The sequence below is a fragment of the Streptomyces sp. NPDC001868 genome, assembly GCF_040297125.1.
Classification (GTDB): Bacteria; Actinomycetota; Actinomycetes; order Streptomycetales; family Streptomycetaceae; genus Streptomyces.
The window spans coordinates 13,761-37,091 of the sequence record NZ_JBEOYO010000020.1; the positions used below are offsets into that span (position 1 = coordinate 13,761).

The following is a 23,331-nucleotide window of genomic DNA, read 5'->3' on the forward strand; positions in this document are numbered from 1 at the left end:
CGTGCGCAGATCGACCGAAAGATGCTCGAGGCGAGGCAGACCATGGACGCTCCGACCACCACGTCGGCCGGCAACGGCACTTCGGGGGACAGTGACGGAGGCGGCTGGTTCACGCCGCGCACGTCTCCGCCGTCCCCCGGCGCAGAACAGGAGCCCGAGGGCAACCGCCTCGCCTCCCTGCGGCCCGTGGGTCGTTCCCAGGTGCCGCCGGACAGCCCGCAGCAGAACCGGGAAGGCACCACGCGGGAGCGAATACAGACCTCAGCGGACCTGCCTCCCAGCCCTCCGCCTCGCCCTCAGCCCGCTCCGGCCGCCGCGGAACACGGTTCCGAACACTCGGTCTTCGACGCCCGCCTGCCCGGCCAGCGCGCCGACGGAGACGCTGCCGCCACTGCCCCCGCCTCCCCCGACGCCGTTCTCGTCCGGCGGACCATGGCCGAGGTGGGGCCCGTGGCCGACAAGGTCACCTCGTACTTCTACGCGCTGCTCTTCGTCCAGCACCCGGAACTGCGCTCGATGTTCCCTCCGGCGATGGACGCCCAGCGTGACCGCCTGCTCAAGGCGCTGCTGACCGCTGCCGAGCACATCGACAACACCCCGGTCCTCGTCGACTACTTGCAGAATCTCGGTCGCGGCCACCGCAAGTACGGCACGCAGGCCGATCACTACCCGGCCGTCGGCGAGTGCCTCATCGGCGCGCTGAGCCGGTACGCCAAGGCGAGCTGGAACGAGGAGACCGAGGCGGCCTGGGTCCGGACGTACACGACGATCTCCCAGGTGATGATCGACGCGGCGGCCGCGGACGAACTGCGGTCCCCGCCCTGGTGGCTGGCCGAGGTCGTCTCGCACGAGCCGAGAACCGCTGACATAGCCGTCCTCACCGTCCGTCCGAACCAGCCCTATCCCTTCCTCGCGGGGCAGTACACGAGCCTGGAGACCCCCTGGTGGCCGAGGATCTGGCGGCACTACTCGTTCGCCTCGGCGCCCCGCTCGGACGGGCTGCTGTCGTTCCATGTGAAGGCGATCTCCGCGGGCTGGGTCTCCAACTCGCTCGTGCACCGTGCCCGGCCCGGTGACGTCCTGCGTCTGGGGCCGCCGGCCGGTGGGATGACCGTCGACCACGCCTCCGACAGCGGACTGCTCTGTCTGGGCGGCGGCACCGGCATCGCGCCCATCAAGGCCATCGTCGAGGATGTCGCCGAACACGGGCGGCACCGCCCGGTCGAGGTCTTCTACGGAGCCCGCACCGGCCAGGACCTCTACGACCTCGACACGCTGCTACGGCTGCAGCAGAGCAACTCATGGCTCGAGGTCCGCCCGGTCGTGGACCGCCACGGGCTGCTCCAACTGCCCGACGCCATACGGGACCACGGCCCCTGGAACGGGTACGACGCCTACCTCTCGGGCCCGCCCGGCATGATCCGCAGTGGCGTGGACGCGTTGAAGGACGCCGGCATCCCCACGGACCGCATACGGCATGACTCGGTGGAGGAACTGGTGGCCGCCGGAGACTGACCGCCGCGGTCCCGAGGCGAGCCAGACCGAACGTCAGCCCAGGTCGGGCGCGTGCATCGCCCGTACGCCCTCGATGTTGCCGTCCAGGTAGTGCCGCAGGGACAACGGGACGAGGTGCACGGAGGCGATGCCGACCCGGGTGAAGGGGATGCGCACGATCTCGTACTCGCCCAGCGGCTCGTCCACCTCGGGACCGTGCCGTTTGGAGGGGTCCATGGACTCCAGGCGGCAGACGAAGAAGTGCTGGACCTTCACGCCGGTGGCGCCGCCGTCCTCGCCGATGTGCTCGACGGTGTCCACGAAACAGGGCACCACATCGGTGATTTTCGCGCCGAGTTCCTCGTGCACTTCGCGGTGGAGCGCGTCGACGACGGTGGTGTCCTCCGGCTCGACACCGCCGCCCGGCGTGAGCCAGTAGGGATCCATGCCCGGCTTGGTCCGCTTGATCAGGATCAGGTCGTCGCCGTCGAGCAGAACGGCACGGGCGGTGCGCTTGACCACGGGTCGTACGGTCATGGGAGAAATGTGGCCCCGCATGTTCCACGTGAAACATCGCCGGAGCGAGGAAGAGAGGCACCCGGGTGTCGACGGGCGGCCCGTCGTCGGTGCTCCCCTCCGCCGGGGGCGCCGGGACCGCCTCAGGACCAGTTCGCAGCGGCCCCCAGCAGCCACTCGTGCGCCCGCGCGATGTGCGGCATGGCCAGGGTGCCGGTACGGACCACCAGGAAGTAGGTCCGCAGCGGGGGCACCGCGGGGTCGAGGAGTGTGACGACGTCACCGCGTTCCAGGGCGGATGCGCACAGATAGCGGGGCAGCACGGCCAGTCCGGCGCCCGAGATCGCGCAGGCGAGGACCGCGCGCAGATCCGGGACGACGACGGTGCCGGAGGCGGCGGGCCGGGAGTCGAAGACCGACGCCCAGTAGCGCGAGACGAAAGGCAGCGACTCGTGCACCTCGACGACCGGCAGGTCCTCCAGCGTGTGCGCCCCCTTGCGGCGCAGTCTGCCGGGACTGATCTCGTCCGCCCAGCGCGGGGCGGCGACCAGGACGAGCTCCTCGTCGCAGAGGGGGGTCGCGGTGAGCAGGGCGCCGCGCGGCTGGGCGGTGGTGATGGCCAGGTCGTGGTGCCCGGCGGCAAGGCCCTCCAGTGTCTCTTCGGCGGTCCCGAACGAGACCCGCAGCGCGAAGCCCTGGCCGTCGTCGCCGGTCAGCTCGGTGAGGGCGGGGAGGGCCCGCTCGGCGGTGAACTCCGGCGGTCCGGTGAGATGGAGGGTCCGTAAGGAGGAGTCGTCGTCGAGGCCGGTCTCGGCGATCTCCACCAGCGCGTCCAGATGCGGCGCCGCCTTGTGGGCGAGTTCGTCGCCGATGGTCGTCGGGGTCACACCCCGGGCCCGGCGCAGGAACAGAGGGCGGCCCAACTGGCGTTCCAGGGTGCGTATCTGCGAGGTGACGGCCGGTTGCGAGAGGCCGAGCAGGGCGGCGGCGCGGGTGAAGGAACCAGCCCGGTGCACGGTCACGAAGGTGCGCAGTAAGGCCAGATCCATGGTCGCTCCTTCCTGCGCCGCCCTCGGAGCGCCCAACTATAAATAAGTCGATAGGTCTCTGTCGCTACTGTGATTGGACACTGACACAGAGTCAACTAGCCTTGTTCGCGCGGTTCTTCGCGCGCGGAACCGGGGACGGTCCGAGCCACGAGGGGGGAGGCTCGGACCGTCCGTTGTACGTAGCGCAGTACTAGTCGGTAGCAACAGCGAGCGCACGCAGCACATCCGCCACGAGATCGTCGGTGTCCTCCGCGCCGGCCGAGAAGCGGATGAAGCCCTCCGGAACGGCGTCCCCTCCCCACCGGCCGCGCCGCTCGGCGGTGGAGCGCACCCCGCCGAAGCTCGTGGCGTCGTCCACGAGCCGGAGCGCGTCGAGGAAACGGTCGGCGCACGCGCGCGTGGGCAACGTGAACGACACCACGCACCCGTAGCGCCGCATCTGCTGCGAGGCGATCTTGTGCGAGGGATCGTCGGGCAACCCCGGATAGCGCACCCCGGTCACCCCGGCCCAGCTCTTGAGTGTCTCGGCCACGGTCAGGGCGTTGACGGTCTGCCGGTCGGCGCGCAGCTGGAGCGTGGCGAGCGAGCGGTGCGCGAGCCAGGCCTCCATCGGGCCCGGGATCGCTCCGACGATCTTGCGCCACCGTCGTACCCCGGCCATCAGGGAGGCGTCGCGCCCGGCGACGTATCCGAGGAGGACGTCCCCGTGTCCGGTCAGCTGTTTGGTGCCGCTGGCCACGGCGAAGTCGGCGCCCAGATCCAGTGGCCGCTGACCGAGCGGGGTCGCCAGGGTGTTGTCGACGGCCACGAGACAGCCACGCGCGCGTGCCGCCTCGCTGAGCCGCCGTACGTCGCACACGTCCAGTCCCGGGTTCGACGGTGTCTCGAGCCACAGCAGCTTGGCGCCGTCGAGAGCGTCGAGCTGGGCGTCGCCGCCCGTCGGGGCGCTGCGCACCTCGATGCCGTACGACCGCAGCTGCTCACCGGCCAGTGGAAGCACGTTGTAGCCGTCGCTCGGCAGGACGAGGACGTCACCGGTGCGCAGCTGGGAGAAGAGGACGGCGGAGATGGCGGCCATGCCGGAGGCGAAGGCGACCGTGTCGACGTCGTCCTGTCCGGGCGCCTCCAGTTCGCCGATGGCGCGTTCCAGCAGGGTCCAGGTGGGGTTCTGGTCGCGCCCGTAGGCGTACGGGCCGGTGGGCTCCCCCGGCAGGTGGTAGTGGGCGGCGAAGACCGGTCCGGGGAGGGTCGGTTCGTGCTTGACCGGCTCGGGCAGCCCGGCCCGCACCGCGCGGGTGCCGTCTCCGGGGCCCGCGGCGGGGTTCTCCGTGCTCATGCTGCCTGTCCCTCCACCTTCTCGCGTACGGCGGCCAGCAGGCCGGGGCTCGCCGCCTCCACGAGCTCCAGACACTCCTCGAAGCCGTCCATGCCCCCGTAGTAGGGGTCCGGAACGTCGAGGTCGTCGCCCGCGGCGGGGTCGTAGGAGCGCAGGAGCCGGATCTTGTCCGCGTCCGCCGCGGTCGGCGCGAGGCGGCGCAGGGCCTTGAGATGGCCTTCGTCGAGGGCGATGACGAGGTCGAGGCGGGAGAACCAGGAGACCTGGAACTGCCGGGCCGCGTGGACGCCGGTGTAGCCGTTCGCCTCCAGGACGGAGACGGTGCGCGGATCGGCGGCGTCGCCCTCGTGCCAGCCCCCGGTGCCCGCGCTGTCGACCTCGACGAGGGCGTCGAGACCGGCCTCCTCGATCCGGGCACGGAAGACGGACTCGGCCATCGGGGAGCGGCAGATGTTGCCGGTGCAGACGAAGCAGACTCGGTAGGTCATGCCGGATCCTCAGTCACCGTCGGGCAGGACGAGGGAGAGCGCCCAGGAGACGATGGAGATGATCAGGCCACCGAGCACGGCGGTCCAGAAGCCCTCCACATGGAAGCTGAGGTCGAGCACGTCGGCCAGCCACGAGGTGAGCAGCAGCATCAGCGCGTTCACGATCAGCGTGAACAGGCCGAGCGTCAATATGAACAGCGGCAGGGTCAACAGCTTCACGAGTGGCTTGACCAGGGCGTTCACCAGGCCGAACACGAGCGCGACCAGCAGCAGCGTGCCGATCTCCTTACCCGTGCTGTCGCCGGTCAGTGTGATCTTGTCGAGCAGCCAGACGGCGACCGCCAGGGCACCCGCGTTGGCGATCGTCTTGACTAGGAAATTCATCATGTGTCTGATCGTGGCAGAAGCGGTCGGCACGAGCACTGGGCAGGGGCGACTAAGTCGATGAAGGCATTCCGGTTGGATGAACTGGAGGCGGAGCGCGCCGCCAACGACGGTGCCTATCTGCAGTTCCTGCGCGAGCGGAACATGTCGGTCGGCCTCTACGCGCTCGACGCCGGCGAGCTCGACCCGCAGAAGCCGCACGGCCAGGACGAGGTCTACCTCGTGGTGAGCGGCCGCGCCGCGCTCACGGTCGGATTCGAGACCACCCAGGTCGCGCGCGGCAGTGTCGTGTACGTGCCCGCCGGGGTCGCCCACAAGTTCCACCACATCACCGAGGACTTGAGGGTCGTGGTGGTGTTCTCTCCGCCGGAGGGCTGACGTCCGCTTCGGTGTTCCCTAGGGGGACGATCAGGGACGGACAAGGGGTGCGAAGCCCTCGAACGGCCCCTTCGCGGCCCTAGCATCGATGGCAGGACAGCAGTAGGCCCGGAATCAGTGCCCCGGTGGCGGGGCGACGGGTGGAGACACAAGGAGCAAGGGCGATGCGGGAGATCTTCGCGGGGATGCCGTGGTGGGTGAAGTGGATCGCGGTGCCGGTCATCGCCCTGCTGGTGTTCGGAGGGCTGATAGTCAGCGTCGTCCAGGTCGTGGTGGGCCTGCTCTTCAAGGTGCTGGTCTTCGTGGCACTGGTCGGCGGACTGATCTACGTCGTCAGGAAGTTCACGGCGGGGTCCTCCTCGCGCGGTGACTGGTGAGACGTCAGCCCCGTGTAACGGATGAGGCGTGAGTGGGTGAGCCCGGTCAGGGCGCGGCGGTAACAGGAACGTGAGGTTCCCTCGCCAGAGGGAAGTTTCCCGGCGGGGCCGTCTGCGGGCGGTGACAGGCGGCTAGAGTCCGGGAACTCGTCGCGGGCTCGACCCCCGCGGGCGGCGCACATTCCTCCCGTGTCCCCCGCACGGGCGGCCCTCCTCGCGCTTCGGGAGTGACCCTTGGCCACGGCTGACACCGCACCCGCAGAACCACTCTCCCCACCCGCCCGGCCGCGCTCCCTGTCGACACAGAGCGCCGTTCCGCCCACGCAGCCGGGCCCTCGATCGACACCGCCGGCCGCCGTCGAGCAACCGCGTGTCAGGGCCACGGAGACGCGTGTCCCGCCGCCGACGCCGCGCACGACCCCCTCGAAGGCCCCGGCTCCCCTCGTCCAGCCCCGTACCTCGCCGGGCGAGGAGAACGTGCGATGCCCCGAGCCTCCCGCGACTCAGCCACAGACACAGGCGGGGGTGCGGACGCGGACGCAGCCACCGGCGCCGGCCGCCCCGACGCAGGCGCAGCCATCGGCACCGTCGCCCCGTCCCCAGGCGCAGTCATCGGCGCAGCAGACCCGGGCCCGGCCTCAGGCGGCGGGGCCCGTCCGCCCCGTGTCGCCGCACAGGCACGGTCCGGCCAGGGGAGCGCGTATTCCGTCCCCGGCGCCGTCGACCGGGGCGGAGGCGAATTCCGGCACCCTGATCGGCTCCGTGCAGCGGGCGATGAGGCTGCTGGAGGCCGTCGCCGAGCGAGAACACGGGGCGCCCGCCAAACAGTTGGCGCGGGACGCCGGGCTCGCGCTGCCCACGGCCTACCATCTGCTCCGCACGCTGGTCCACGAGGGCTATCTGCACCGGGAGAAGGGACTGTTCTTCCTCGGTGAGGCGGCCGAGCGGCTGAGCAGCAGCGGAGCGCAGCAGAAACGTCGCAGCACGGTGGGCGAGGCCCTGGCGCACTGGCGGGACGCCCTCGGCGTGCCCGTGTACTTCGCGATCTATCGGGACGGCGAGATCGAGGTCATGTGCGTCGCCGACAGCCCGAGCACCCCGGCCGTCGAGGAGTGGGCCGACTTCCGCGAGACGGGTCACGCACACGCCATCGGGCAGTGCCTGCTGTCCCAGCTGAGCGACGAGGCCCGCCGCGACCACCTGGACCGCTATCCGGTGCAGTCGCTCACGCCGTACACGGTCCGTGACGACGAGACGCTGCTACGGCGCCTGGACCGGATCGGGCGGATGGAACTGGTGGTGGAGCGGCAGGAGTACGCCCTCGGGACGGTCTGCGCCGCGATTCCCATCACCGCGGGGACGACCGCCGGGACCCTGGCGATCTCGCTGCCTTCGCATCAGGCGGACAGGCTCCTGCCTGTCGCCCAGCAGTTGCAGACCGAGATCGGAAAGCTACTAGGGACACTCGGCATCTCTATCAGCATCTGAAAAATCACTCCTTGTGATCTCTCGTGTACTTTCAGCAAACTTCCAGGAGTGTCAGGCGGATGATTCCTGGCCAGTCGACGAACACGGCGGGGTAGGCGATGCGCGAGTCGGTACAGGCAGAGGTCATGATGAGCTTCCTCGTCTCGGAGGAGCTCTCCTTCCGCATCCCGGTGGAGCTGCGTTACGAGACCTGTGATCCCTATGCCGTGCGGCTGACCTTCCACCTGCCCGGCGATGCCCCGGTGACCTGGGCCTTCGGGCGGGAGCTGCTCATCGACGGCGTGGGCCGGCCGTGCGGGGACGGGGACGTCCACATCGCGCCCGCCGACCCGGAGACGTTCGGCGAGGTCCTGATCAGGCTTCAGGTGGGCACCGACCAGGCCATGTTCCGGGTCGGCACGGCGCCGCTGGTGGCCTTCCTGGACCGTACGGACAAGCTGGTGCCGCTGGGGCAGGAGCGTTCCCTCGCCGACTTCGACACGCTGCTCGACGAGGCGCTGGACCGCATCCTGGCGGAGGAGCAGAGCGCGGGCTGAACGTTACGGCGCCGGGGTGCCGTAACGCTTCAGCGCTTCCGGCGACGGCCCTTCCCCCCACGTGCCGGAGCCGGTACGGCCGCAGCTTCCGGGGCACCCGGGCGGTCGGCCGAGACGACCAGGGCGGCCAGCACGGTGGTCACCGGCACCGAGGCCACCAGGCCGATCGAGCCGACGAGCGTGCGCACGATCTCCTCGGCGACGAGCTCGCTGTTGGCGACCGTGCCCACACTGCTCTGCGCGATCGAGAAGAGCAGCAGCAGCGGCAGCGCGGCACCGGCGTAGGCGAGGACGAGGGTGTTGACCACCGAGGCGATGTGGTCCCGGCCGATCCGGATACCCGCGCGGTACAGGTCCCGCCAGCCCATCGCCGGATTGGCCTCGTGCAGTTCCCAGACCGCTGACGTCTGCGTGACCGTCACATCGTCGAGGACACCGAGCGAACCGATGATGACGCCCGCGAGCAGCAGACCGCTCATGTCGATCGTCGGGTACAGCCCGTGGATCAGACCGGTGTTGTCGTCCGTGTTGCCGGTCAGGTAGGCCCAGTCGATGAACCCCGAGCCCAGCAGGCCGATCAGCAGCAGGGAGATCAGGGTGCCGATCACCGCCACGGATGTTCGGGCCGAGAGCCCGTGGCACATGTAGAGGGCGATCAGCATGATGGCGCTCGACCCGACCACCGCCACCACCAGCGGATTCGATCCCTGCAGAATGGCCGGGAGGACGAAGAGGGTCAGCACCAGGAAGCTGATGGCCAGCGCCACCAGGGCCATGACACCCCGCATACGGCCCACCACCACAACGGCGAGGGCGAAGATCCCGGCGAGCAGCGCCATCGGGAACTTCCGGTTCACGTCGGTGACCGAGTACTGGAGGTCCTTGGGCGCGGCGGGCTCGTACGCGACCACGACCTCCTGACCCTGCTCCAACTGCCGTGACTGGTCCGGTTGAACGATCTCGGTGAACGTACGGCCCTTGTCGTCGCCGGTGTCGACCCGGACGGTGGCCTTCTTGCAGGTGCCGTTGGCCTGTTGCTGGGCGGACGAGCCCTCGGCGGTGGAGGTGTCGCCGGTCGGGGTCTGGCCCGAGGCGTTCACCGAGGAGCAGTCGACCTCGTCGACCTTGGTGACGGTGGCCTGCTGCGTCTGCCGGTCGAAGCCCACGCCGGTGCGCTCGTGAGCCGGGGCGCCGCCGGGCCAGAGCACGACGAGGCCCACGACCACGGCGGTCGCGAAGGGGATCAGCACCGCCGCGATGACCTTGCGCAGGTGCTGCGACACGGGCGCGGCCGGTCCATGACTGTGGCTGTGGGAATGCCCGTGGCCGCCACCGCCGGAGGAGGGGCCCTGGCCATGTCCGTCACCGGGGCCATGACCGCCTCCGGAGCCGTGGCCGCCCCCGGGACCGTATCCATGGCCACCGTCGGAACCATGCCCATGGCCGCTTCCGGGGCCATGGCCATGGGGCGGCTCGGGGGGTGGAGGCGGGGGCTGCTGCGTCGTGGTCACCGACCGATCATCGCAAGAACGAGCGATGCCCACTGTTCACCGCGCCACATCTGCAGCTAGCGTGGAGGCACCTTTGCACACGCGGGAGCTCGGAGCACCGGGCTGAGAGGGCGCTGACCTCCGCAGACGCGATGTTTCACGTGGAACATCGTCGGGCGGAAATCGCTGCGTCGACCGCTGAACCTGTTACCGGGTAATGCCGGCGTAGGGAGTAGGTCTCATGACCATCGAGGACACACGCACGCCTGCCTCCAACCAGACGGGTGAGGCGTCCGCCTCGTCCGAGAGCGAGACGAACCAGGGCGAACAGCCTGCGGAGGCCGGGAAGTCCATCGGCTGGCACAAGGCGTACATCGAGGGCTCACGCCCCGATCTGCGGGTGCCGGTCCGCCAGGTGCACCTCACCAACGGGCAGTCGGTCACCCTGTACGACACCTCCGGCCCGTACACCGATCCGACCGCGGAGACCGACGTCAGGCGGGGACTTGTCCCCCTTCGTGAGAACTGGATCATCGCCCGGGGAGACACCGAGGAGTACGCGGGCCGACCCGTCCGCCCCGAGGACGACGGGATCAAGCACACCTCGCCGCGTGGCGGCCTGCGCAACCTCGACGCGGTGTTCCCGGGGCGGCCTCGCCAGCCGCGCCGGAGCCGGGACGGCCGGGCGGTGACGCAGCTCGCGTACGCACGACGCGGGGAGATCACCCCCGAGATGGAGTACGTGGCCGTACGGGAGAACGTCTCGCCGGAGGTCGTCCGCGAGGAGATCGCCGCGGGCAGGGCCGTACTGCCCGCGAACGTCAACCATCCGGAGATCGAGCCGATGATCATCGGCAAGCGGTTCCTGGTGAAGGTCAACGCCAACATCGGCAACTCCGCGGTCACCTCCTCCATCGAGGAGGAGGTCGACAAGATGACCTGGGCGACCCGATGGGGCGCCGACACGGTCATGGACCTTTCCACCGGGCGGAACATCCACACCACGCGAGAATGGGTGCTGCGCAACTCCCCCGTCCCCATCGGCACGGTGCCGCTCTACCAGGCGCTGGAGAAGGTCGACGGCAAGGCCGAGGAACTGACCTGGGAGATCTACAAGGACACGGTCATCGAGCAGGCCGAACAGGGCGTGGACTACATGACGGTTCACGCGGGCGTGCGCCTCGCGTATGTGCCGCTCACCGCGAACCGCAAAACCGGCATCGTCTCGCGCGGTGGCTCGATCATGGCGGCCTGGTGCCTGGCGCACCACAAGGAGTCGTTCCTCTACGAGAACTTCGAGGAACTGTGCGAGATCCTCGCCGCCTACGACGTGACGTACTCCCTCGGCGACGGCCTCCGGCCGGGCTCCATCGCGGACGCCAACGACGAGGCGCAGTTCGCGGAGTTGCGCACGCTCGGGGAACTCAACACGATCGCCAAGAGTTTTCACGTACAGACCATGATCGAGGGCCCGGGACATGTCCCGATGCACAAGATCAAGGAGAACATCGACCTGCAGCAGGAGATCTGCGATGAGGCTCCGTTCTATACGCTCGGCCCGCTGACCACGGACGTCGCACCGGCGTACGACCACATCACCTCGGGCATCGGCGCCGCGATGATCGCGTGGTGGGGCACCGCGATGCTCTGCTACGTCACGCCCAAGGAGCACTTGGGACTGCCCAATCGTGACGACGTGAAGACCGGCGTCATCACCTACAAGATCGCGGCTCACGCGGCGGACATCGCCAAGGGACACCCTGGCGCACAGGAGTGGGACGACGCGTTGTCGGACGCCCGCTTCGAGTTCCGCTGGGAGGACCAGTTCAATCTGGCTCTCGACCCCGACACGGCTCGTGAGTTCCACGACGAGACGCTGCCGGCCGAGCCGGCCAAGACGGCCCATTTCTGCTCCATGTGCGGGCCGAAGTTCTGCTCGATGAAGATCTCCCAGGACATCCGCCGTGAACACGGTGGCTCCCGGGCCGAGATCGAGGCGGGCATGGCGCAGAAGTCCAAGGAGTTCGCGGAGGCGGGGAACCGGGTCTATCTGCCGATGGCGGACTGAGGCGCGTCTCGGCCGAGCCTCACGCCCGGCGGAAGACGGGAAGCGGGAGGCAGGTGACAGAGGCACGGCGGACGTGATTCGGTCGCCGCTGCCGCTGCCGCTGCCGCTGCCGCTGCCGCTGCCGCTGCCGCTGCCGCTGCCGCTGCCGCTGCCGCTGCCGCTGCCGCTGCCGCTGCCGCGTGCGACGAGCGGTGCTCTTCCGGTCGGTTGCCGGGAGAGCCCGCCGCCGCGTGTGGGCGGTGCCGTGGGCCCCGTTCGAGCCAGGGTCGGGGCCGGGCTCGTGCCGGGTGGCCGCCGAGGCCCGGTGGTTTCCGGGGCGGCGGCCGGAGCCCGAGGGTTACTCGGGCTGGTGTTCCGGCCCGCCGAAGTCCGGGCTGGAGAAGTCCGGACTGCTGTAGCCGGCGCGGGAGCCCGCACTGCCGCTCTCCGGGCTGCTGCTGAAGCTCGGGCGGTTGTAGCCGAGGTGCGGCATACGGCTGGGCGGGGCCGGTCGCTCCGGCTCGCTCAGCAGCGCCGGGCCAGGGTTCGCGAGGGCGTCGCGGAGGAACGGCAGGATGCCGCGCTCCAGAAGGGTCTCGCGCCAGGCTTCCCTGGCCCGGGTCACCTCCTCGTTCAGCTCGCTGCGGGCTCCGTCGTCCAGGAGGGCGGTGGCGTTGTTGCGTAGGGCTGTGAGCAGGAGGCCGACCGCGGCCACCAGGATCGCCGCCGCGGTGACCGCGCCGAAGACCCACCCCGTGGTGAGGAGGGTCTCGGCGATCGCCCGCTCCGGGTCGATCACCTTCATGACGTATCCCACGAGCAGGAAGAGCACCGCGGCCGTTCCGGCGAGGACGGGAGCGAGTACCGCGGCGATGGCGCCGGCGCCCGCGCCGGCCGCCTCGGTGACCTCGCCCACGGTGGCCGCGAGTCCCACCGCGGTGCCGTCCGGTTCGCTGGAGCCGGACGATGTCCTCTCAGGGGCGGGTGCGGTGGCCGACGACGGGCTGCGGAATTCGTCGCGGACCTTCACGTAGTACTGGTATTCGGTCGCCGCGGCGGCTGTGATGATCGCCGTGGCGTTGAGGGCCATGGTGCGCAGTTGTTCGGGGTTGAGCCGCTGCAGGCCGGCGGCGAATTCCGGGCGGTGAGGTGCGGAGCGCAGCACCTCGCCGAGGATCCGCTCGTATTCCTGGCGGTCCTCACTGAGCAGGTGCTGCGGAACGCTGTTCATGTGCATCCCCCGATGCCTCCGTAGGGCTTGTGGCTCGGCATGCTGACGAGCCGTCGGGCAGAAACGGAGGGGAGCCTGCTACGGATAAGCCGATGGTAGAGCGGTGACGGCAGGCGGTGACAGGGGGTTTGAAGAAATTGGCCCCTGGCCAGCGAAGTCTTCCGACGGGGGACGCCTGCCCGTTGACGGCTCAGGTAGGCAGCGGAAGTTCCTGGACCAGCAGCTTTCCGGCCATGGTCACGCCGCCGTCCATGGCGACGGCCAGACCGCCCGCATAGGTGTACGGCCCGTCGACCGAGGGGCCCGTGTCGTCCTCGCCGTCCTCCGATCCGACCTCGCCCAGGAGGTACGGAATAGGGCTGTGACCATGGACGATGCGGGTGCCGCCATAGGTGTCCAGCAGCGAGCGCACGGCCTCGGCGCCGCCCTCGTCGCGGAAGGAGAAGCGCCGGGTGAACTTGCGGAAGAGGTCCCAGACCTCGTCCGGGTCGTTGCGGGTGATCGTCTCGCGGACGGTGTCGTTGACCGCCTCGATGGAGTCGCCGTAGTCGCGGTAGGCGGTGGTGTCGGAGTGCACCAGGAGGTGGCCGTCGACCTCCTCCATGGCGTCCAGACGGGCCATCCACTGGAGGTGGTGGTCCTGGAGGCGGTCCATGTCGGTCTTCTGGCCGCCGTTGAGGAGCCAGGCGGCCTGGAAGGTGGCGGTACCCGCGCCGGAGTTGACGGGGGTGTCGCCGAACCGCTTGGCGCCGAGCAGCAGCAGTTCGTGGTTGCCCATGAGGGCCTTGCAGTAGCCGCCGGCCGCGGCTGCCTCGGCGGACAGGCGCATCACGAGGTCGATGACGCCGATGCCGTCCGGACCGCGGTCGGTGAAGTCGCCGAGGAACCAGAGCCGGGCGGTGCCCGCCGACCAGTTGCCCGCGGCGTCGACGAGGCCCTTCTCGCGGAGCGCGGCGAGGAGCTCGTCGAGGTAGCCGTGGACGTCCCCGACGACGAAGAGCGCACCCGGTCGGACGGAGGGCTGCTCGGCCGCGACGGCCTCCGGGTCGATCACGACCTGAAGCGTGTCACCCCGGTTGATCACCGGGAGGTCCCGCTGGGTCGGGGTGTACCCCTCGGGGTAGCCCTCAGGATCCTCGGCGGGCCTGGGGGCCTCACCGGGGTCCGTGGTGTGTCCGTACGGACCGGCCTCGTGGACGTACGCGGGCACGCGGAAATCGCGCACCGTCGGCGTCCGCACCTCGGGTCCCTGACCGGCCCCCTGAGTCATCGACCCCTCCACCACCATCGCCCGCGTCTGCACCGCATCGGACTGCCTGGTCGCAGCGGCCCGCGGTGTGTGCGCCCATCATAGGAATGCGGATCGCGCCATGTGATGACCCAGGGGTGGTGAAATGGCGCAGGGCCCCAGTTCACCGCGGTTTTCTCCCGAATTGGGCGGGGCTCTCCCCGCCCAATTCCCGTTCGGATCCTCAACCGGGGCGTCAACCCTCTTCTGGTGACCGTGGCGGGCTGACCGTCGTACGCGGCGGACGCCGCTGCGACGAGGTCCGCACGATCAGCTCCGTCGGTATCACCTGTTCGACCGGTTGGTCCGATTCGAGGCCCTCGATGGCGTCGATGAGGAGCTGGACCACGGCCGTGCCGATCCGGCGCGGCTTGAGCGAGAGCGTCGTGATGGGCGGCTCGGTGGTCGCGTACACGGTGGACTCGCTGCAGCAGACGAGCAGCAGGTCGTCGGGGACGCGGAGGCCGTACCGCCGGGCGGCGGCCAGCAGATCGGTGCCGTTCGGGTCGAAGAGGCCGTAGACCGCGTCCGGGCGGTCCGGGCGGGCCAGCAGCCGGTCGGCGGCGACGGCGCCCGCGCACGGATCGTGCGCCGGATAGGCCTCGTACACCGGATCCTGGCCCACACGCTCGCACCAGCGCAGGTATGCGGTGGTGGAGAGGTGGGTGTACGTGTCCGTCGTCGTGCCCGTGAGGAGTCCGATCCGGCGGGCGCCCGCGGCGGCCAGGTGGTCGAGGATGCCGAGGACCGCGGCCTCGTGGTCGTTGTCGACCCACGCGGTGACCGGCAGCGAGCCGGCCGGACGGCCGTCGGAGACCACCGGTAAGCCCTGGCGGACCAGTTCGCTGACGACAGGGTCCTGGTCGGAGGGATCGATGACCACGGTGCCGTCCAGGGCGACGTTCGACCACACATCGTGTCGCGAGGTCGCGGGGAGGATGACCAGGGCGTAGCCCCGGGCCAGCGCGGCCGAGGTGGCGGCCCGCGCCATTTCCGCGAAGTACGCGAACTCGGTGAAGGTGAAAGGTTCATCCCCGTAGGTGGTCACGGTCAGGCCGATGAGGCCGGACTTGCCGGTTCTGAGGGTTCGGGCCGCCGCCGAGGGGCGGTAGCCAAGTCGGTCGGCGACCTCGCGTACATGGCGTCGGGTGGCGTCCGGGAGCCGGCCCTTGCCGTTGAGGGCGTCGGAAACGGTCGTGATGGAGACTCCGGCGGCGGCGGCCACGTCCCGGATGCCCGCCCGGCCCGACCGGCTGCCTCGGCGGGGAGTTTCCGCGCGGCTCACCTGGTGCTTCCCTGCTGCTGTCATGGCGAGCCGATAGTAGGGCTCATGCGGTGGGGTAGTGCGGACGCATATGCACTCGTTGACAGGCACGTTTCTGCAAGGCCACCAGGGGGCAATCCCCTTGCATTGTAAGGGAGTTGAGCGATCCAATGGCGATACGTGACTTGTCGACGCGCATGGGCCTGCCAAGTAGCTCATGTTTCGAAGAGGTCTCAACTCACCTGCACGGGTGATGCGCGCCACGGCGTGAGCCACCGGCGCGTGCGCTTAAGAGCAGCGCGCCCCCCTGATTCGTACACCTTCGTGCGCTGATGCCCGTGGGGCGGAGGGGACGACAGAGGGGTGGACGAAAGGGAGAGCGGCTGCGTGGCCACGGGGCGGACGCGGTTGTCCACAGGCCATTCGCAGGGGCGCCGAATCCTCATAAGGTGAGGAGCATTACGTCGACGAGGAGGACTGCGGTGAGCGAGACGAGCCCCAAGCTGCGAGCCGAGCTGGAGGGTATCCCCACCTACAAGCCCGGCAAGCCGGCCGCGGCGGGCGGTCCGGTGGCGTACAAGCTGTCCTCCAACGAGAACCCCTACCCGCCCCTGCCCGGCGTGCTGGAGAGCGTGACGGGGTCGGCCGAGTCCTTCAACCGGTACCCGGACATGGCGTGCACGGGGCTGATGAACGAGCTGTCGGACCGCTTCGGGGTACCGGTCACGGACCTGGCCACGGGCACCGGCTCGGTGGGTGTCGCCCAGCAGCTGCTGCAGGCGACCTCGGGGCCCGGCGACGAGGTGATCTACGCCTGGCGGTCGTTCGAGGCGTACCCGATCATCACGCAGATCAGCGGGGCCACGTCGGTGCAGGTGCCGTTGACGCCGGGGGATGTGCACGACCTGGACGCGATGGCGGACGCGATCACCGACCGGACCCGCCTGATTTTCGTCTGCAACCCGAACAACCCGACGGGGACGGCGGTCCGCAAGGCCGAGCTGGAGCGGTTCCTCGACCGGGTGCCCGGCGATGTGCTGGTGGTGCTGGACGAGGCCTACCGGGAGTTCGTGCGGGACACCGAGGTGCCGGACGGCGTCGAGTTCTACCGCGAGCGGCCGAACGTCTGTGTGCTGCGCACCTTCTCCAAGGCGTACGGCCTCGCGGGGCTGAGGGTGGGCTTCGCGATCGCCCACGAGCCGGTGGCGGCGGCCCTGCGCAAGACGGCCGTGCCGTTCGGTGTGAGCCAACTCGCACAGGACGCCGCCGTCGCCTCGCTGCGAGCGGAGGACGAACTCCTCGGCCGGGTCGGCTCGCTGGTCTGCGAGCGGAACCGGGTCGTCGAGGCGCTGCGCGGCCAGGGCTGGACGGTGCCGGACACCCAGGCGAACTTCGTGTGGCTGCGGCTGGGGGAGCGCACGGTCGAGTTCGCCGGTGCGTGCGAGCGGGCCGGGGTCGTCGTGCGGCCGTTCCCGGGTGAGGGCGTGCGTGTGACGATCGGCGAGACCGAGGCGAACGACATCTTCCTCAAGGTGACGGAGACGTTCCGCAAGGAGCTCTAGACGCTTTTGACCAGGGGGTTCGGGGATTTCCTCCGGACCCCTTGTTTTTTGGGACCCCACGTTTCCGCGTCGAACGAGCATGCGTCATACTAGCTTGTGAATGTGAACGCGTTCACAAGCGCGTCCCGGTTGCCCTGTGATGTACGTGACAAGCGGGGCAAACTGCCGCAGTGCCACGGCATGTAAGGAGAAGACGTGGACCTCGCTCTGGCGCCGGAGACTCTGGCGCGATGGCAGTTCGGCATCACCACCGTCTACCACTTCCTCTTCGTCCCCCTCACGATCTCGCTGGCCGCGCTCACCGCCGGCCTGCAGACCGCGTGGGTGCGCTCGGGGAAGGAGAAGTACCTCAAGGCCACCAAGTTCTGGGGCAAGCTCTTCCTGATCAACATCGCGATGGGTGTCGTCACCGGCATCGTGCAGGAGTTCCAGTTCGGTATGAACTGGTCCGACTACTCCCGCTTCGTGGGTGATGTCTTCGGGGCCCCGCTCGCCTTCGAGGCGCTGATCGCCTTCTTCTTCGAGTCCACCTTCATAGGCCTGTGGATCTTCGGCTGGGACAAGCTTCCGCAGAAGATCCATCTGGCCTGCATCTGGATGGTCTCCATCGGCACGATCCTGTCGGCGTACTTCATCCTCGCGGCCAACTCCTGGATGCAGCACCCCGTCGGCTACCGGATCAACGAGGCCAAGGGCCGGGCCGAGCTCACCGACTTCTGGCTCGTCCTGACCCAGAACACCGCGCTCACCCAGGTCTTCCACACCCTCGCGGCGGCCTTCCTCGCCGGCGGCGCCTTCATGGTCGGCATCGCCGCCTTCCATCTGGCCCGCAAGAAGCACATCCCGGTGATGAAGACCTCGCTGCGCCTCGGACTGGTCACCGTGGTGATCGCCGGCATGCTCACCGCGATCAGCGGCGACCTGCTCGGCAAGGTCATGTTCAAGCAGCAGCCGATGAAGATGGCCGCCGCCGAGGCCCTGTGGGACGGCGAGGCGCCCGCGCCCTTCTCCGTCTTCGCCTACGGCGACGTCGACAAGGGTCACAACACGGTCGCCATCGAGATCCCCGGCCTGCTGTCCTTCCTCGCCAACGACGACTTCGACTCGTACGTCCCCGGCATCAACGACGTCAACAAGGCCGAACAGGAGAAGTTCGGGCCCGGCGACTACCGGCCCAACATCCCCGTCGCCTACTGGGGCTTCCGCTGGATGATCGGCTTCGGCATGGCGTCCGTCGCCATCGGCACGGTCGGACTCTGGCTCACTCGCAAGAAGTTCCTGCTGCCGCAGCACCTGAGGGTCGGCGAGGATGAGGTGCCACACCTCGTGCTGCTGCCCAAGAAGGCTCTCGGCCCGACCCTCACCAAGTGGTACTGGCGCATCGCGGTCCTGACCCTGGGCTTCCCGCTGATCGCCAGCTCCTGGGGCTGGATCTTCACCGAGATGGGCCGCCAGCCGTGGGTCGTCTACGGCGTGCTGCGCACGCAGGACGCGGTCTCCCCCGGTGTCTCCCAGGGCGAGATCCTCACCTCGATGATCGTCTTCACCACGCTGTACGCCATCCTCGCCGTCGTCGAGGTCAAGCTGCTCGTGAAGTACGTCAAGGCGGGGCCGCCCGAGCTGACGGAGGCCGACCTCAACCCGCCCACGAAGATCGGCGGCGACTCCCGTGACGCCGACAAGCCGATGGCCTTCTCGTACTAGGCCGCACCGGGCCAAGGGAGCACAGTCATGGAACTTCACGACGTCTGGTTCGTCCTCATCGCCGTCCTGTGGATCGGCTACTTCTTCCTGGAGGGCTTCGACTTCGGGGTCGGTGTCCTCACCAAGCTGCTGGCCCGGAACCGTCCGGAGAAGCGGGTCCTCATCAACACCATCGGGCCCGTCTGGGACGGCAACGAGGTGTGGCTGCTCTCGGCGGGCGGCGCGACCTTCGCCGCCTTCCCCGAGTGGTACGCCACCCTCTTCTCCGGCTTCTATCTGCCACTGCTGCTCATCCTGGTCTGCCTGATCGTCCGCGGTGTCGCCTTCGAGTACCGGGTGAAGCGGCCCGAGGAGAAGTGGCAGCGCAACTGGGAGACGGCGATCTTCTGGACCTCTCTGCTCCCCGCGTTCCTGTGGGGCGTGGCCTTCGCCAACATCGTCCGCGGAGTGAAGATCGACCGCGACTTCGAGTACGTGGGCACCCTCGCCGACCTGCTCAACCCGTACGCCCTGCTGGGCGGGCTGGTCACGCTGACGCTGTTCACCTTCCACGGGACGGTGTTCGTCGGTCTCAAGACCGTCGGGGACATCCGGGAGCGGGCGCGGAAGCTGGCGCTGCGGGTCGGTGCCGTGACGGCCGGACTGGCGCTGCTCTTCCTGCTCTGGACCCAGATCGAGAAGGGTGACGGCGTCTCGCTGGTCGTGGCGGTCGTGGCGGTCGCCGCGCTCGTAACGGCGCTGGTGGCGGTGCGAGCAGGGCGCGAGGGCTGGGCGTTCGCCCTGTCAGGGGTCACCATCGTGGCCGCCGTCGCGATGCTCTTCCTGACACTCTTCCCGAACGTCATGCCGTCCTCGCTGAACGAGGACTGGAGCCTCACGGTCACCAACGCCTCGTCCAGCCCGTACACCCTGAAGATCATGACGTGGTGCGCTGCGATCGCCACACCGGTCGTGATGCTCTACCAGGGGTGGACGTACTGGGTGTTCCGCAAGCGGATCGGTACCCAGCACATCGCCGAGTCGGCGCACTGAGTCCCGACGGGGAGGTGTGTTTGACGATGTTTCACGTGAAACACACCTCCTCGGCCGAAGGGCATGTTTCACGTGAAACATGCCTCCTGAGAAGAGGGTGTTTCACGTGAAACCGATCGACCCACGACTGCTGCGGTACGCCCGATCCACCCGCCTCTTTCTGATGGTGGCCGTCGGCCTGGGTGTTGTCGGGGCGGCACTGGTCATCGCGCAGGCCATGCTCATCGCGGAAGTGGTGGTCGGTGCCTTCCAGCACGGGATGTCGGTAGCCGAACTCCGCACTCCCCTGCTGCTTCTGGCAGCGGTCGCGCTGGGGCGGGCCCTGGTCTCCTGGCTCACCGAGCTGGCCGCTCACCGTGCGAGTGCGGCGGTGAAGTCGGAGTTGCGGGGGCGGCTGCTGGAGCGGGCCACCAGGCTGGGACCCGGCTGGCTGAGCGGGCAGCGCACCGGCTCACTGGTCGCCCTCGCCACCCGTGGGGTCGACGCACTCGACGACTACTTCTCGCGCTATCTGCCGCAACTGGGCCTTGCCGTCGTCGTCCCCGTCGCGGTGCTCGGGCGGATCGTCACCGAGGACTGGGTGTCGGCGGCGATCATCGTCGGCACGCTGCCGCTGATCCCGGTCTTCATGGTGCTCATCGGCTGGGCCACCCGCTCGCAGATGGACCGTCAGTGGCGGCTGCTGTCACAGCTGTCGGGGCACTTCCTGGATGTCGTCGCCGGGCTGCCGACACTCAAGGTGTTCGGCCGGGCCAAGGCTCAGGCCGAGTCGATCAAGCGGATCACCGGTGAGTACCGGCAGGCGACCATGAGGACGCTGCGGATCGCCTTCCTGTCGTCCTTCGCGCTGGAGCTGCTCGCGACGATCTCGGTCGCACTGGTCGCGGTCACCATCGGCATGCGGCTCGTGCACGGCGAGATGGACCTGTACATCGGGCTGGTCATCCTCGTCCTTGCCCCCGAGGCGTACCTGCCGGTCCGGCAGGTGGGGGCCCAGTTCCACGCAGCGGCCGAGGGGCTGGCGGCGGCCGAGGAGATCTTCGAGGTCCTGGAGACACCGGTGCCGGCATCCGGGACCGGCGCTGTCCCGCCGACCGGTGACATCACCTTCGACGGGGTGACCGTCCGGTACCCCGGGCGGTCGTACGACGCCGTCTCGGACGCTTCCTTCACGGTGGCCCCCGGGGAGACGGTGGCCCTCGTCGGGCCGAGCGGGGTGGGCAAGTCGACGCTGCTGAACGTCCTGCTGGGGTTCACGGAGGCGACGGCGGGCGAGGTGCGGGTGGGGGGAGCCGATCTCGCGTGGCTCGACACGGACGAGTGGCGTTCGCACGTGGCCTGGGTGCCGCAGCGGCCGCATCTGTACGCCGGGTCGATCGCCGAGAACGTCCGGCTCGCCCGTCCCGACGCGGACGACGCGGCGGTACGGCGGGCGCTCGCCGACGCGGGGGCGCTGGAGTTCGTCGACGCGCTGCCCGCCGGGGCCGGGACGGTCCTCGGTGAGGACGGCGCCGGTCTCTCGGCCGGACAGCGGCAACGGCTCGCCCTCGCCCGTGCGTTCCTCGCCGACCGGCCCGTGCTGCTCCTCGACGAGCCGACGGCCTCGCTGGACGGTGAGACCGAGGCGGAGATCGTGGAGGCGGTACGGCGGCTGGCGGTGGGCCGAACTGTGCTGCTGGTGGTCCACCGGCCGGCACTGCTGGAGGTCGCGGACCGGGTGGTGCGGCTGGAGGAGACCACGGGACGCGTGGCGGCACCGGCCGCCGAGCGTGACACGGCCTCCGCGCCCCACCGCCCCGAAGGACCGGAAGCCCCGGCCTCGGTGCCCGGGGAAGACCTGCCGCTGGAGCAGCGGAGTGGAGGCGTGCTGACCCGCGTTCGCCGCATGGCCGGGCCGCGCCGGGGTCGGCTCGCCCTCGCCCTGGCGCTCGGCAGCCTCGCGCTGGGCAGTGCCGTCGGGCTGATGGCGACCTCCGGGTGGCTGATCTCGCGGGCGTCGCAGCAGCCTCCGGTGCTGTATCTGATGGTCGCGGTGACGGCGACGCGAGCGTTCGGGATCGGGCGGGCGGTGTTCCGGTACGCGGAGCGGCTGGTGTCGCACGACACCGTGCTGCGGATGCTGGCCGACACGCGGGTGGCCGTCTACCGGCGGCTGGAGCGGCTGGCGCCCGCCGGGCTGCGGACGACCCGGCGGGGCGATCTGCTGTCGCGGCTGGTCACCGACGTGGACGCCCTGCAGGACTACTGGGTGCGCTGGCTGCTGCCCGCCGGGGCGGCGGTGGCCGTCTCCGCCGCCTCCGTCGGGTTCACCGCCTGGCTGCTACCCGAGGCGGGTGCCGCACTCGCCGTCGGGCTGCTCGTCGCCGGGGCCGGGGTGCCCCTCGTGACGGGGGCCGTGGCCCGGCGGGCGGAGCACCGGCTGGCGCCGGCCCGAGGGGTGCTGGCCACCCGCGTGGCCGATCTGCTCACCGGTACCGCCGAGTTGACGGTCGCGGGCGCTCTGCCCGCGCGCACCGCCGAGGCACGGCAGGCCGACCGGGTGCTCACCCGGATCGCCTCCCGAGCCGCCACCGCCACCGCGCTCGGCGACGGGCTCACCGCGCTCGTCTCCGGACTGACCGTCGCCGCGGCGGCGCTCTTCGGCGCACGGGCCGTCGGTGACGGACGGCTGAGCGGTGTGGCCATGGCCGTCGTCGTGCTCACCCCGCTGGCCGCGTTCGAGGCGGTCCTGGGGATGCCACTGGCCGCCCAGTTCCGCCAGCGGGTCCGCAGGAGCGCGGAGCGCGTGTACGAGGTGCTGGACGCCCCCGACCCCGTACGCGAACCGGAGGAGCCGGCAGAGGCTCCGGTGTCGCCGTTCCCGCTGCGGCTCGAAGGGCTCGGCGCGCGGTACGCCGGGCAGGAGCGGGACGGGCTCGCCGGGCTCGATCTCATCGTCGAACAGGGGCGCAGGATCGCCGTGGTCGGTGTCTCGGGGGCGGGCAAGACGACGCTCGCGCAGGTGCTGCTGCGGTTCCTGGACGCGCGGGAAGGGACGTACACGCTGGGCGGCGTGGACGCGTACGCGCTCGACGGGGACGCCGTCCGGCGGCTCGTGGGGCTGTGTGCCCAGGACGCGCACCTCTTCGACAGCTCGGTGCGGGAGAACCTGTTGCTCGCCCGGAGGGACGCGGGGGAGGCGGAGCTGCGGGACGCGCTCGCGCGGGCGCGGCTGCTCGACTGGGCCGAGGAACTGCCCGACGGGCTGGACACCTTGATCGGCGAGCACGGGGCGCGGCTGTCCGGCGGTCAGCGTCAGCGGCTCGCCCTCGCCCGCGCTCTGCTGGCCGACTTCCCCGTCCTCGTCCTGGACGAGCCCGCGGAACACCTGGACCTGCCGACGGCCGACGCGCTCACCGCGGACCTGCTGGCCGCGACCGAGGGCCGTACGACCCTGCTGATCACCCATCGGCTGGCCGGCCTGGAGGCCGTGGACGAGGTCGTCGTGCTGGCGGAGGGGCGCGTCGCGCAGCGCGGGACCTACGCGGAACTGGTCGCGATCGACGGCCCCTTGCGGGCGATGGTGGAGCGGGAGGCGGCGGGGGAGCTGCTGGCCGGGGTCTGAGCGTCTCGCGGCCGGCCGGAGAGAGAGCAGCGTCGTCGCGGCTCTGCCGGGCTCACGGCCGAC

General features: G+C 70.0%; 19 protein-coding genes. 10 read left to right on the plus strand and 9 right to left on the minus strand.

Features of this window, described 5'->3' with window-relative positions:
* Nucleotides 1-42 precede the first annotated feature (42 nt).
* Complete coding sequence (locus tag ABT147_RS23355) at nt 43-1,515, plus strand: globin domain-containing protein (RefSeq protein ID WP_351409184.1); 1,473 nt, start codon at nt 43-45, stop codon at nt 1,513-1,515.
* A gap of 33 nt (nt 1,516-1,548) precedes the next feature.
* Here ABT147_RS23355 and ABT147_RS23360 read toward each other — a convergent pair whose 3' ends face one another.
* The 5 genes from ABT147_RS23360 to ABT147_RS23380 all read right to left on the minus strand — a co-directional run bounded on the left by ABT147_RS23360 (nt 1,549) and on the right by ABT147_RS23380 (nt 5,270).
* The gene (locus tag ABT147_RS23360; protein ID WP_033530680.1) at nt 1,549-2,031 is read right to left on the minus strand and encodes an NUDIX domain-containing protein; all 483 of its coding nucleotides are present in this window, start codon (nt 2,029-2,031) and stop codon (nt 1,549-1,551) included.
* A gap of 122 nt (nt 2,032-2,153) precedes the next feature.
* Complete coding sequence (locus tag ABT147_RS23365; RefSeq protein WP_351409187.1) at nt 2,154-3,059, minus strand: LysR family transcriptional regulator; 906 nt, start codon at nt 3,057-3,059, stop codon at nt 2,154-2,156.
* 190 nt (nt 3,060-3,249) lie between these two features.
* Entirely contained in the window at nt 3,250-4,395 is a 1,146-nt protein-coding gene (locus tag ABT147_RS23370; protein ID WP_351409189.1) for a cystathionine gamma-lyase, read from the minus strand.
* Nucleotides 4,392-4,883: a low molecular weight protein-tyrosine-phosphatase gene (locus ABT147_RS23375; protein ID WP_351409191.1), complete on the minus strand. Its 492-nt coding sequence runs from the start codon at nt 4,881-4,883 to the stop codon at nt 4,392-4,394. The genes ABT147_RS23370 and ABT147_RS23375 overlap by 4 nt, the downstream gene beginning before the upstream one ends.
* A 9-nt stretch (nt 4,884-4,892) precedes the next feature.
* Nucleotides 4,893-5,270 (minus strand): phage holin family protein, encoded by a 378-nt coding sequence (locus ABT147_RS23380; RefSeq protein WP_351409194.1) that lies wholly within the window; start codon nt 5,268-5,270, stop codon nt 4,893-4,895.
* 57 nt (nt 5,271-5,327) lie between these two features.
* On the opposite strand from ABT147_RS23380, the gene ABT147_RS23385 reads away from it, so the two are divergent.
* From ABT147_RS23385 to ABT147_RS23400, 4 genes are all read left to right on the plus strand, one after another.
* Entirely contained in the window at nt 5,328-5,645 is a 318-nt protein-coding gene (locus ABT147_RS23385) for a cupin domain-containing protein (RefSeq protein ID WP_351409196.1), read from the plus strand.
* Between the two features lie 164 nt (nt 5,646-5,809).
* On the plus strand, nt 5,810-6,022 hold the full coding sequence (locus ABT147_RS23390) for a DUF5326 family protein (protein ID WP_045558480.1): 213 nt from the start codon (nt 5,810-5,812) through the stop codon (nt 6,020-6,022).
* Nucleotides 6,023-6,784: 762 nt separating this feature from the next.
* A complete protein-coding gene (locus tag ABT147_RS23395; RefSeq protein ID WP_502983139.1) occupies nt 6,785-7,510 on the plus strand; it encodes an IclR family transcriptional regulator in 726 nt (241 codons plus the stop codon).
* Nucleotides 7,511-7,608: 98 nt separating this feature from the next.
* Nucleotides 7,609-8,046 (plus strand): SsgA family sporulation/cell division regulator, encoded by a 438-nt coding sequence (locus ABT147_RS23400; RefSeq protein ID WP_005482911.1) that lies wholly within the window; start codon nt 7,609-7,611, stop codon nt 8,044-8,046.
* Between the two features lie 29 nt (nt 8,047-8,075).
* Here ABT147_RS23400 and ABT147_RS23405 read toward each other — a convergent pair whose 3' ends face one another.
* Complete coding sequence (locus tag ABT147_RS23405) at nt 8,076-9,557, minus strand: YibE/F family protein (protein WP_351409199.1); 1,482 nt, start codon at nt 9,555-9,557, stop codon at nt 8,076-8,078.
* A gap of 220 nt (nt 9,558-9,777) precedes the next feature.
* On the opposite strand from ABT147_RS23405, the gene thiC reads away from it, so the two are divergent.
* Nucleotides 9,778-11,604 carry a phosphomethylpyrimidine synthase ThiC gene (thiC, locus tag ABT147_RS23410; RefSeq protein WP_351409200.1) on the plus strand — a complete coding sequence of 609 codons (1,827 nt, stop codon included), beginning with the start codon at nt 9,778-9,780 and terminating at the stop codon, nt 11,602-11,604.
* A gap of 337 nt (nt 11,605-11,941) precedes the next feature.
* Here thiC and ABT147_RS23415 read toward each other — a convergent pair whose 3' ends face one another.
* The 3 genes from ABT147_RS23415 to ABT147_RS23425 all read right to left on the minus strand — a co-directional run bounded on the left by ABT147_RS23415 (nt 11,942) and on the right by ABT147_RS23425 (nt 15,411).
* On the minus strand, nt 11,942-12,820 hold the full coding sequence (locus ABT147_RS23415; RefSeq protein ID WP_351409202.1) for a hypothetical protein: 879 nt from the start codon (nt 12,818-12,820) through the stop codon (nt 11,942-11,944).
* A 184-nt stretch (nt 12,821-13,004) separates the two neighbouring features.
* The gene (locus tag ABT147_RS23420) at nt 13,005-14,099 is read right to left on the minus strand and encodes a metallophosphoesterase (RefSeq protein ID WP_351409414.1); all 1,095 of its coding nucleotides are present in this window, start codon (nt 14,097-14,099) and stop codon (nt 13,005-13,007) included.
* 199 nt (nt 14,100-14,298) lie between these two features.
* Nucleotides 14,299-15,411 carry a LacI family DNA-binding transcriptional regulator gene (locus ABT147_RS23425; RefSeq protein ID WP_351409204.1) on the minus strand — a complete coding sequence of 371 codons (1,113 nt, stop codon included), beginning with the start codon at nt 15,409-15,411 and terminating at the stop codon, nt 14,299-14,301.
* Between the two features lie 437 nt (nt 15,412-15,848).
* Between ABT147_RS23425 and hisC the strand changes: the two genes are divergently transcribed.
* From hisC to cydD, 4 genes are all read left to right on the plus strand, one after another.
* Nucleotides 15,849-16,928 carry a histidinol-phosphate transaminase gene (gene hisC / locus ABT147_RS23430; protein ID WP_351409206.1) on the plus strand — a complete coding sequence of 360 codons (1,080 nt, stop codon included), beginning with the start codon at nt 15,849-15,851 and terminating at the stop codon, nt 16,926-16,928.
* Nucleotides 16,929-17,123: 195 nt separating this feature from the next.
* Entirely contained in the window at nt 17,124-18,632 is a 1,509-nt protein-coding gene (locus ABT147_RS23435; RefSeq protein ID WP_351409208.1) for a cytochrome ubiquinol oxidase subunit I, read from the plus strand.
* A 27-nt stretch (nt 18,633-18,659) separates the two neighbouring features.
* A complete protein-coding gene (cydB, locus tag ABT147_RS23440; RefSeq protein ID WP_351409210.1) occupies nt 18,660-19,664 on the plus strand; it encodes a cytochrome d ubiquinol oxidase subunit II in 1,005 nt (334 codons plus the stop codon).
* Between the two features lie 97 nt (nt 19,665-19,761).
* Nucleotides 19,762-23,268: a thiol reductant ABC exporter subunit CydD gene (cydD, locus tag ABT147_RS23445; protein ID WP_351409212.1), complete on the plus strand. Its 3,507-nt coding sequence runs from the start codon at nt 19,762-19,764 to the stop codon at nt 23,266-23,268.
* Nucleotides 23,269-23,331 lie beyond the last annotated feature (63 nt).

Bases quoted from the DNA above. Each gene is read 5' to 3' on its own strand.
- ABT147_RS23355 (WP_351409184.1), top strand. From the start codon at position 43: ATGGACGCTCCGACCACCACGTCGGCCGGCAACGGCACTTCGGGGGAC.
- ABT147_RS23360 (WP_033530680.1), bottom strand. From the start codon at position 2,031: ATGACCGTACGACCCGTGGTCAAGCGCACCGCCCGTGCCGTTCTGCTC.
- ABT147_RS23365 (WP_351409187.1), bottom strand. From the start codon at position 3,059: ATGGATCTGGCCTTACTGCGCACCTTCGTGACCGTGCACCGGGCTGGT.
- ABT147_RS23370 (WP_351409189.1), bottom strand. From the start codon at position 4,395: ATGAGCACGGAGAACCCCGCCGCGGGCCCCGGAGACGGCACCCGCGCG.
- ABT147_RS23375 (WP_351409191.1), bottom strand. From the start codon at position 4,883: ATGACCTACCGAGTCTGCTTCGTCTGCACCGGCAACATCTGCCGCTCC.
- ABT147_RS23380 (WP_351409194.1), bottom strand. From the start codon at position 5,270: ATGATGAATTTCCTAGTCAAGACGATCGCCAACGCGGGTGCCCTGGCG.
- ABT147_RS23385 (WP_351409196.1), top strand. From the start codon at position 5,328: ATGAAGGCATTCCGGTTGGATGAACTGGAGGCGGAGCGCGCCGCCAAC.
- ABT147_RS23390 (WP_045558480.1), top strand. From the start codon at position 5,810: ATGCGGGAGATCTTCGCGGGGATGCCGTGGTGGGTGAAGTGGATCGCG.
- ABT147_RS23400 (WP_005482911.1), top strand. From the start codon at position 7,609: ATGCGCGAGTCGGTACAGGCAGAGGTCATGATGAGCTTCCTCGTCTCG.
- thiC (WP_351409200.1), top strand. From the start codon at position 9,778: ATGACCATCGAGGACACACGCACGCCTGCCTCCAACCAGACGGGTGAG.
- ABT147_RS23415 (WP_351409202.1), bottom strand. From the start codon at position 12,820: ATGCACATGAACAGCGTTCCGCAGCACCTGCTCAGTGAGGACCGCCAG.
- ABT147_RS23425 (WP_351409204.1), bottom strand. From the start codon at position 15,411: ATGACAGCAGCAGGGAAGCACCAGGTGAGCCGCGCGGAAACTCCCCGC.
- cydB (WP_351409210.1), top strand. From the start codon at position 18,660: ATGGAACTTCACGACGTCTGGTTCGTCCTCATCGCCGTCCTGTGGATC.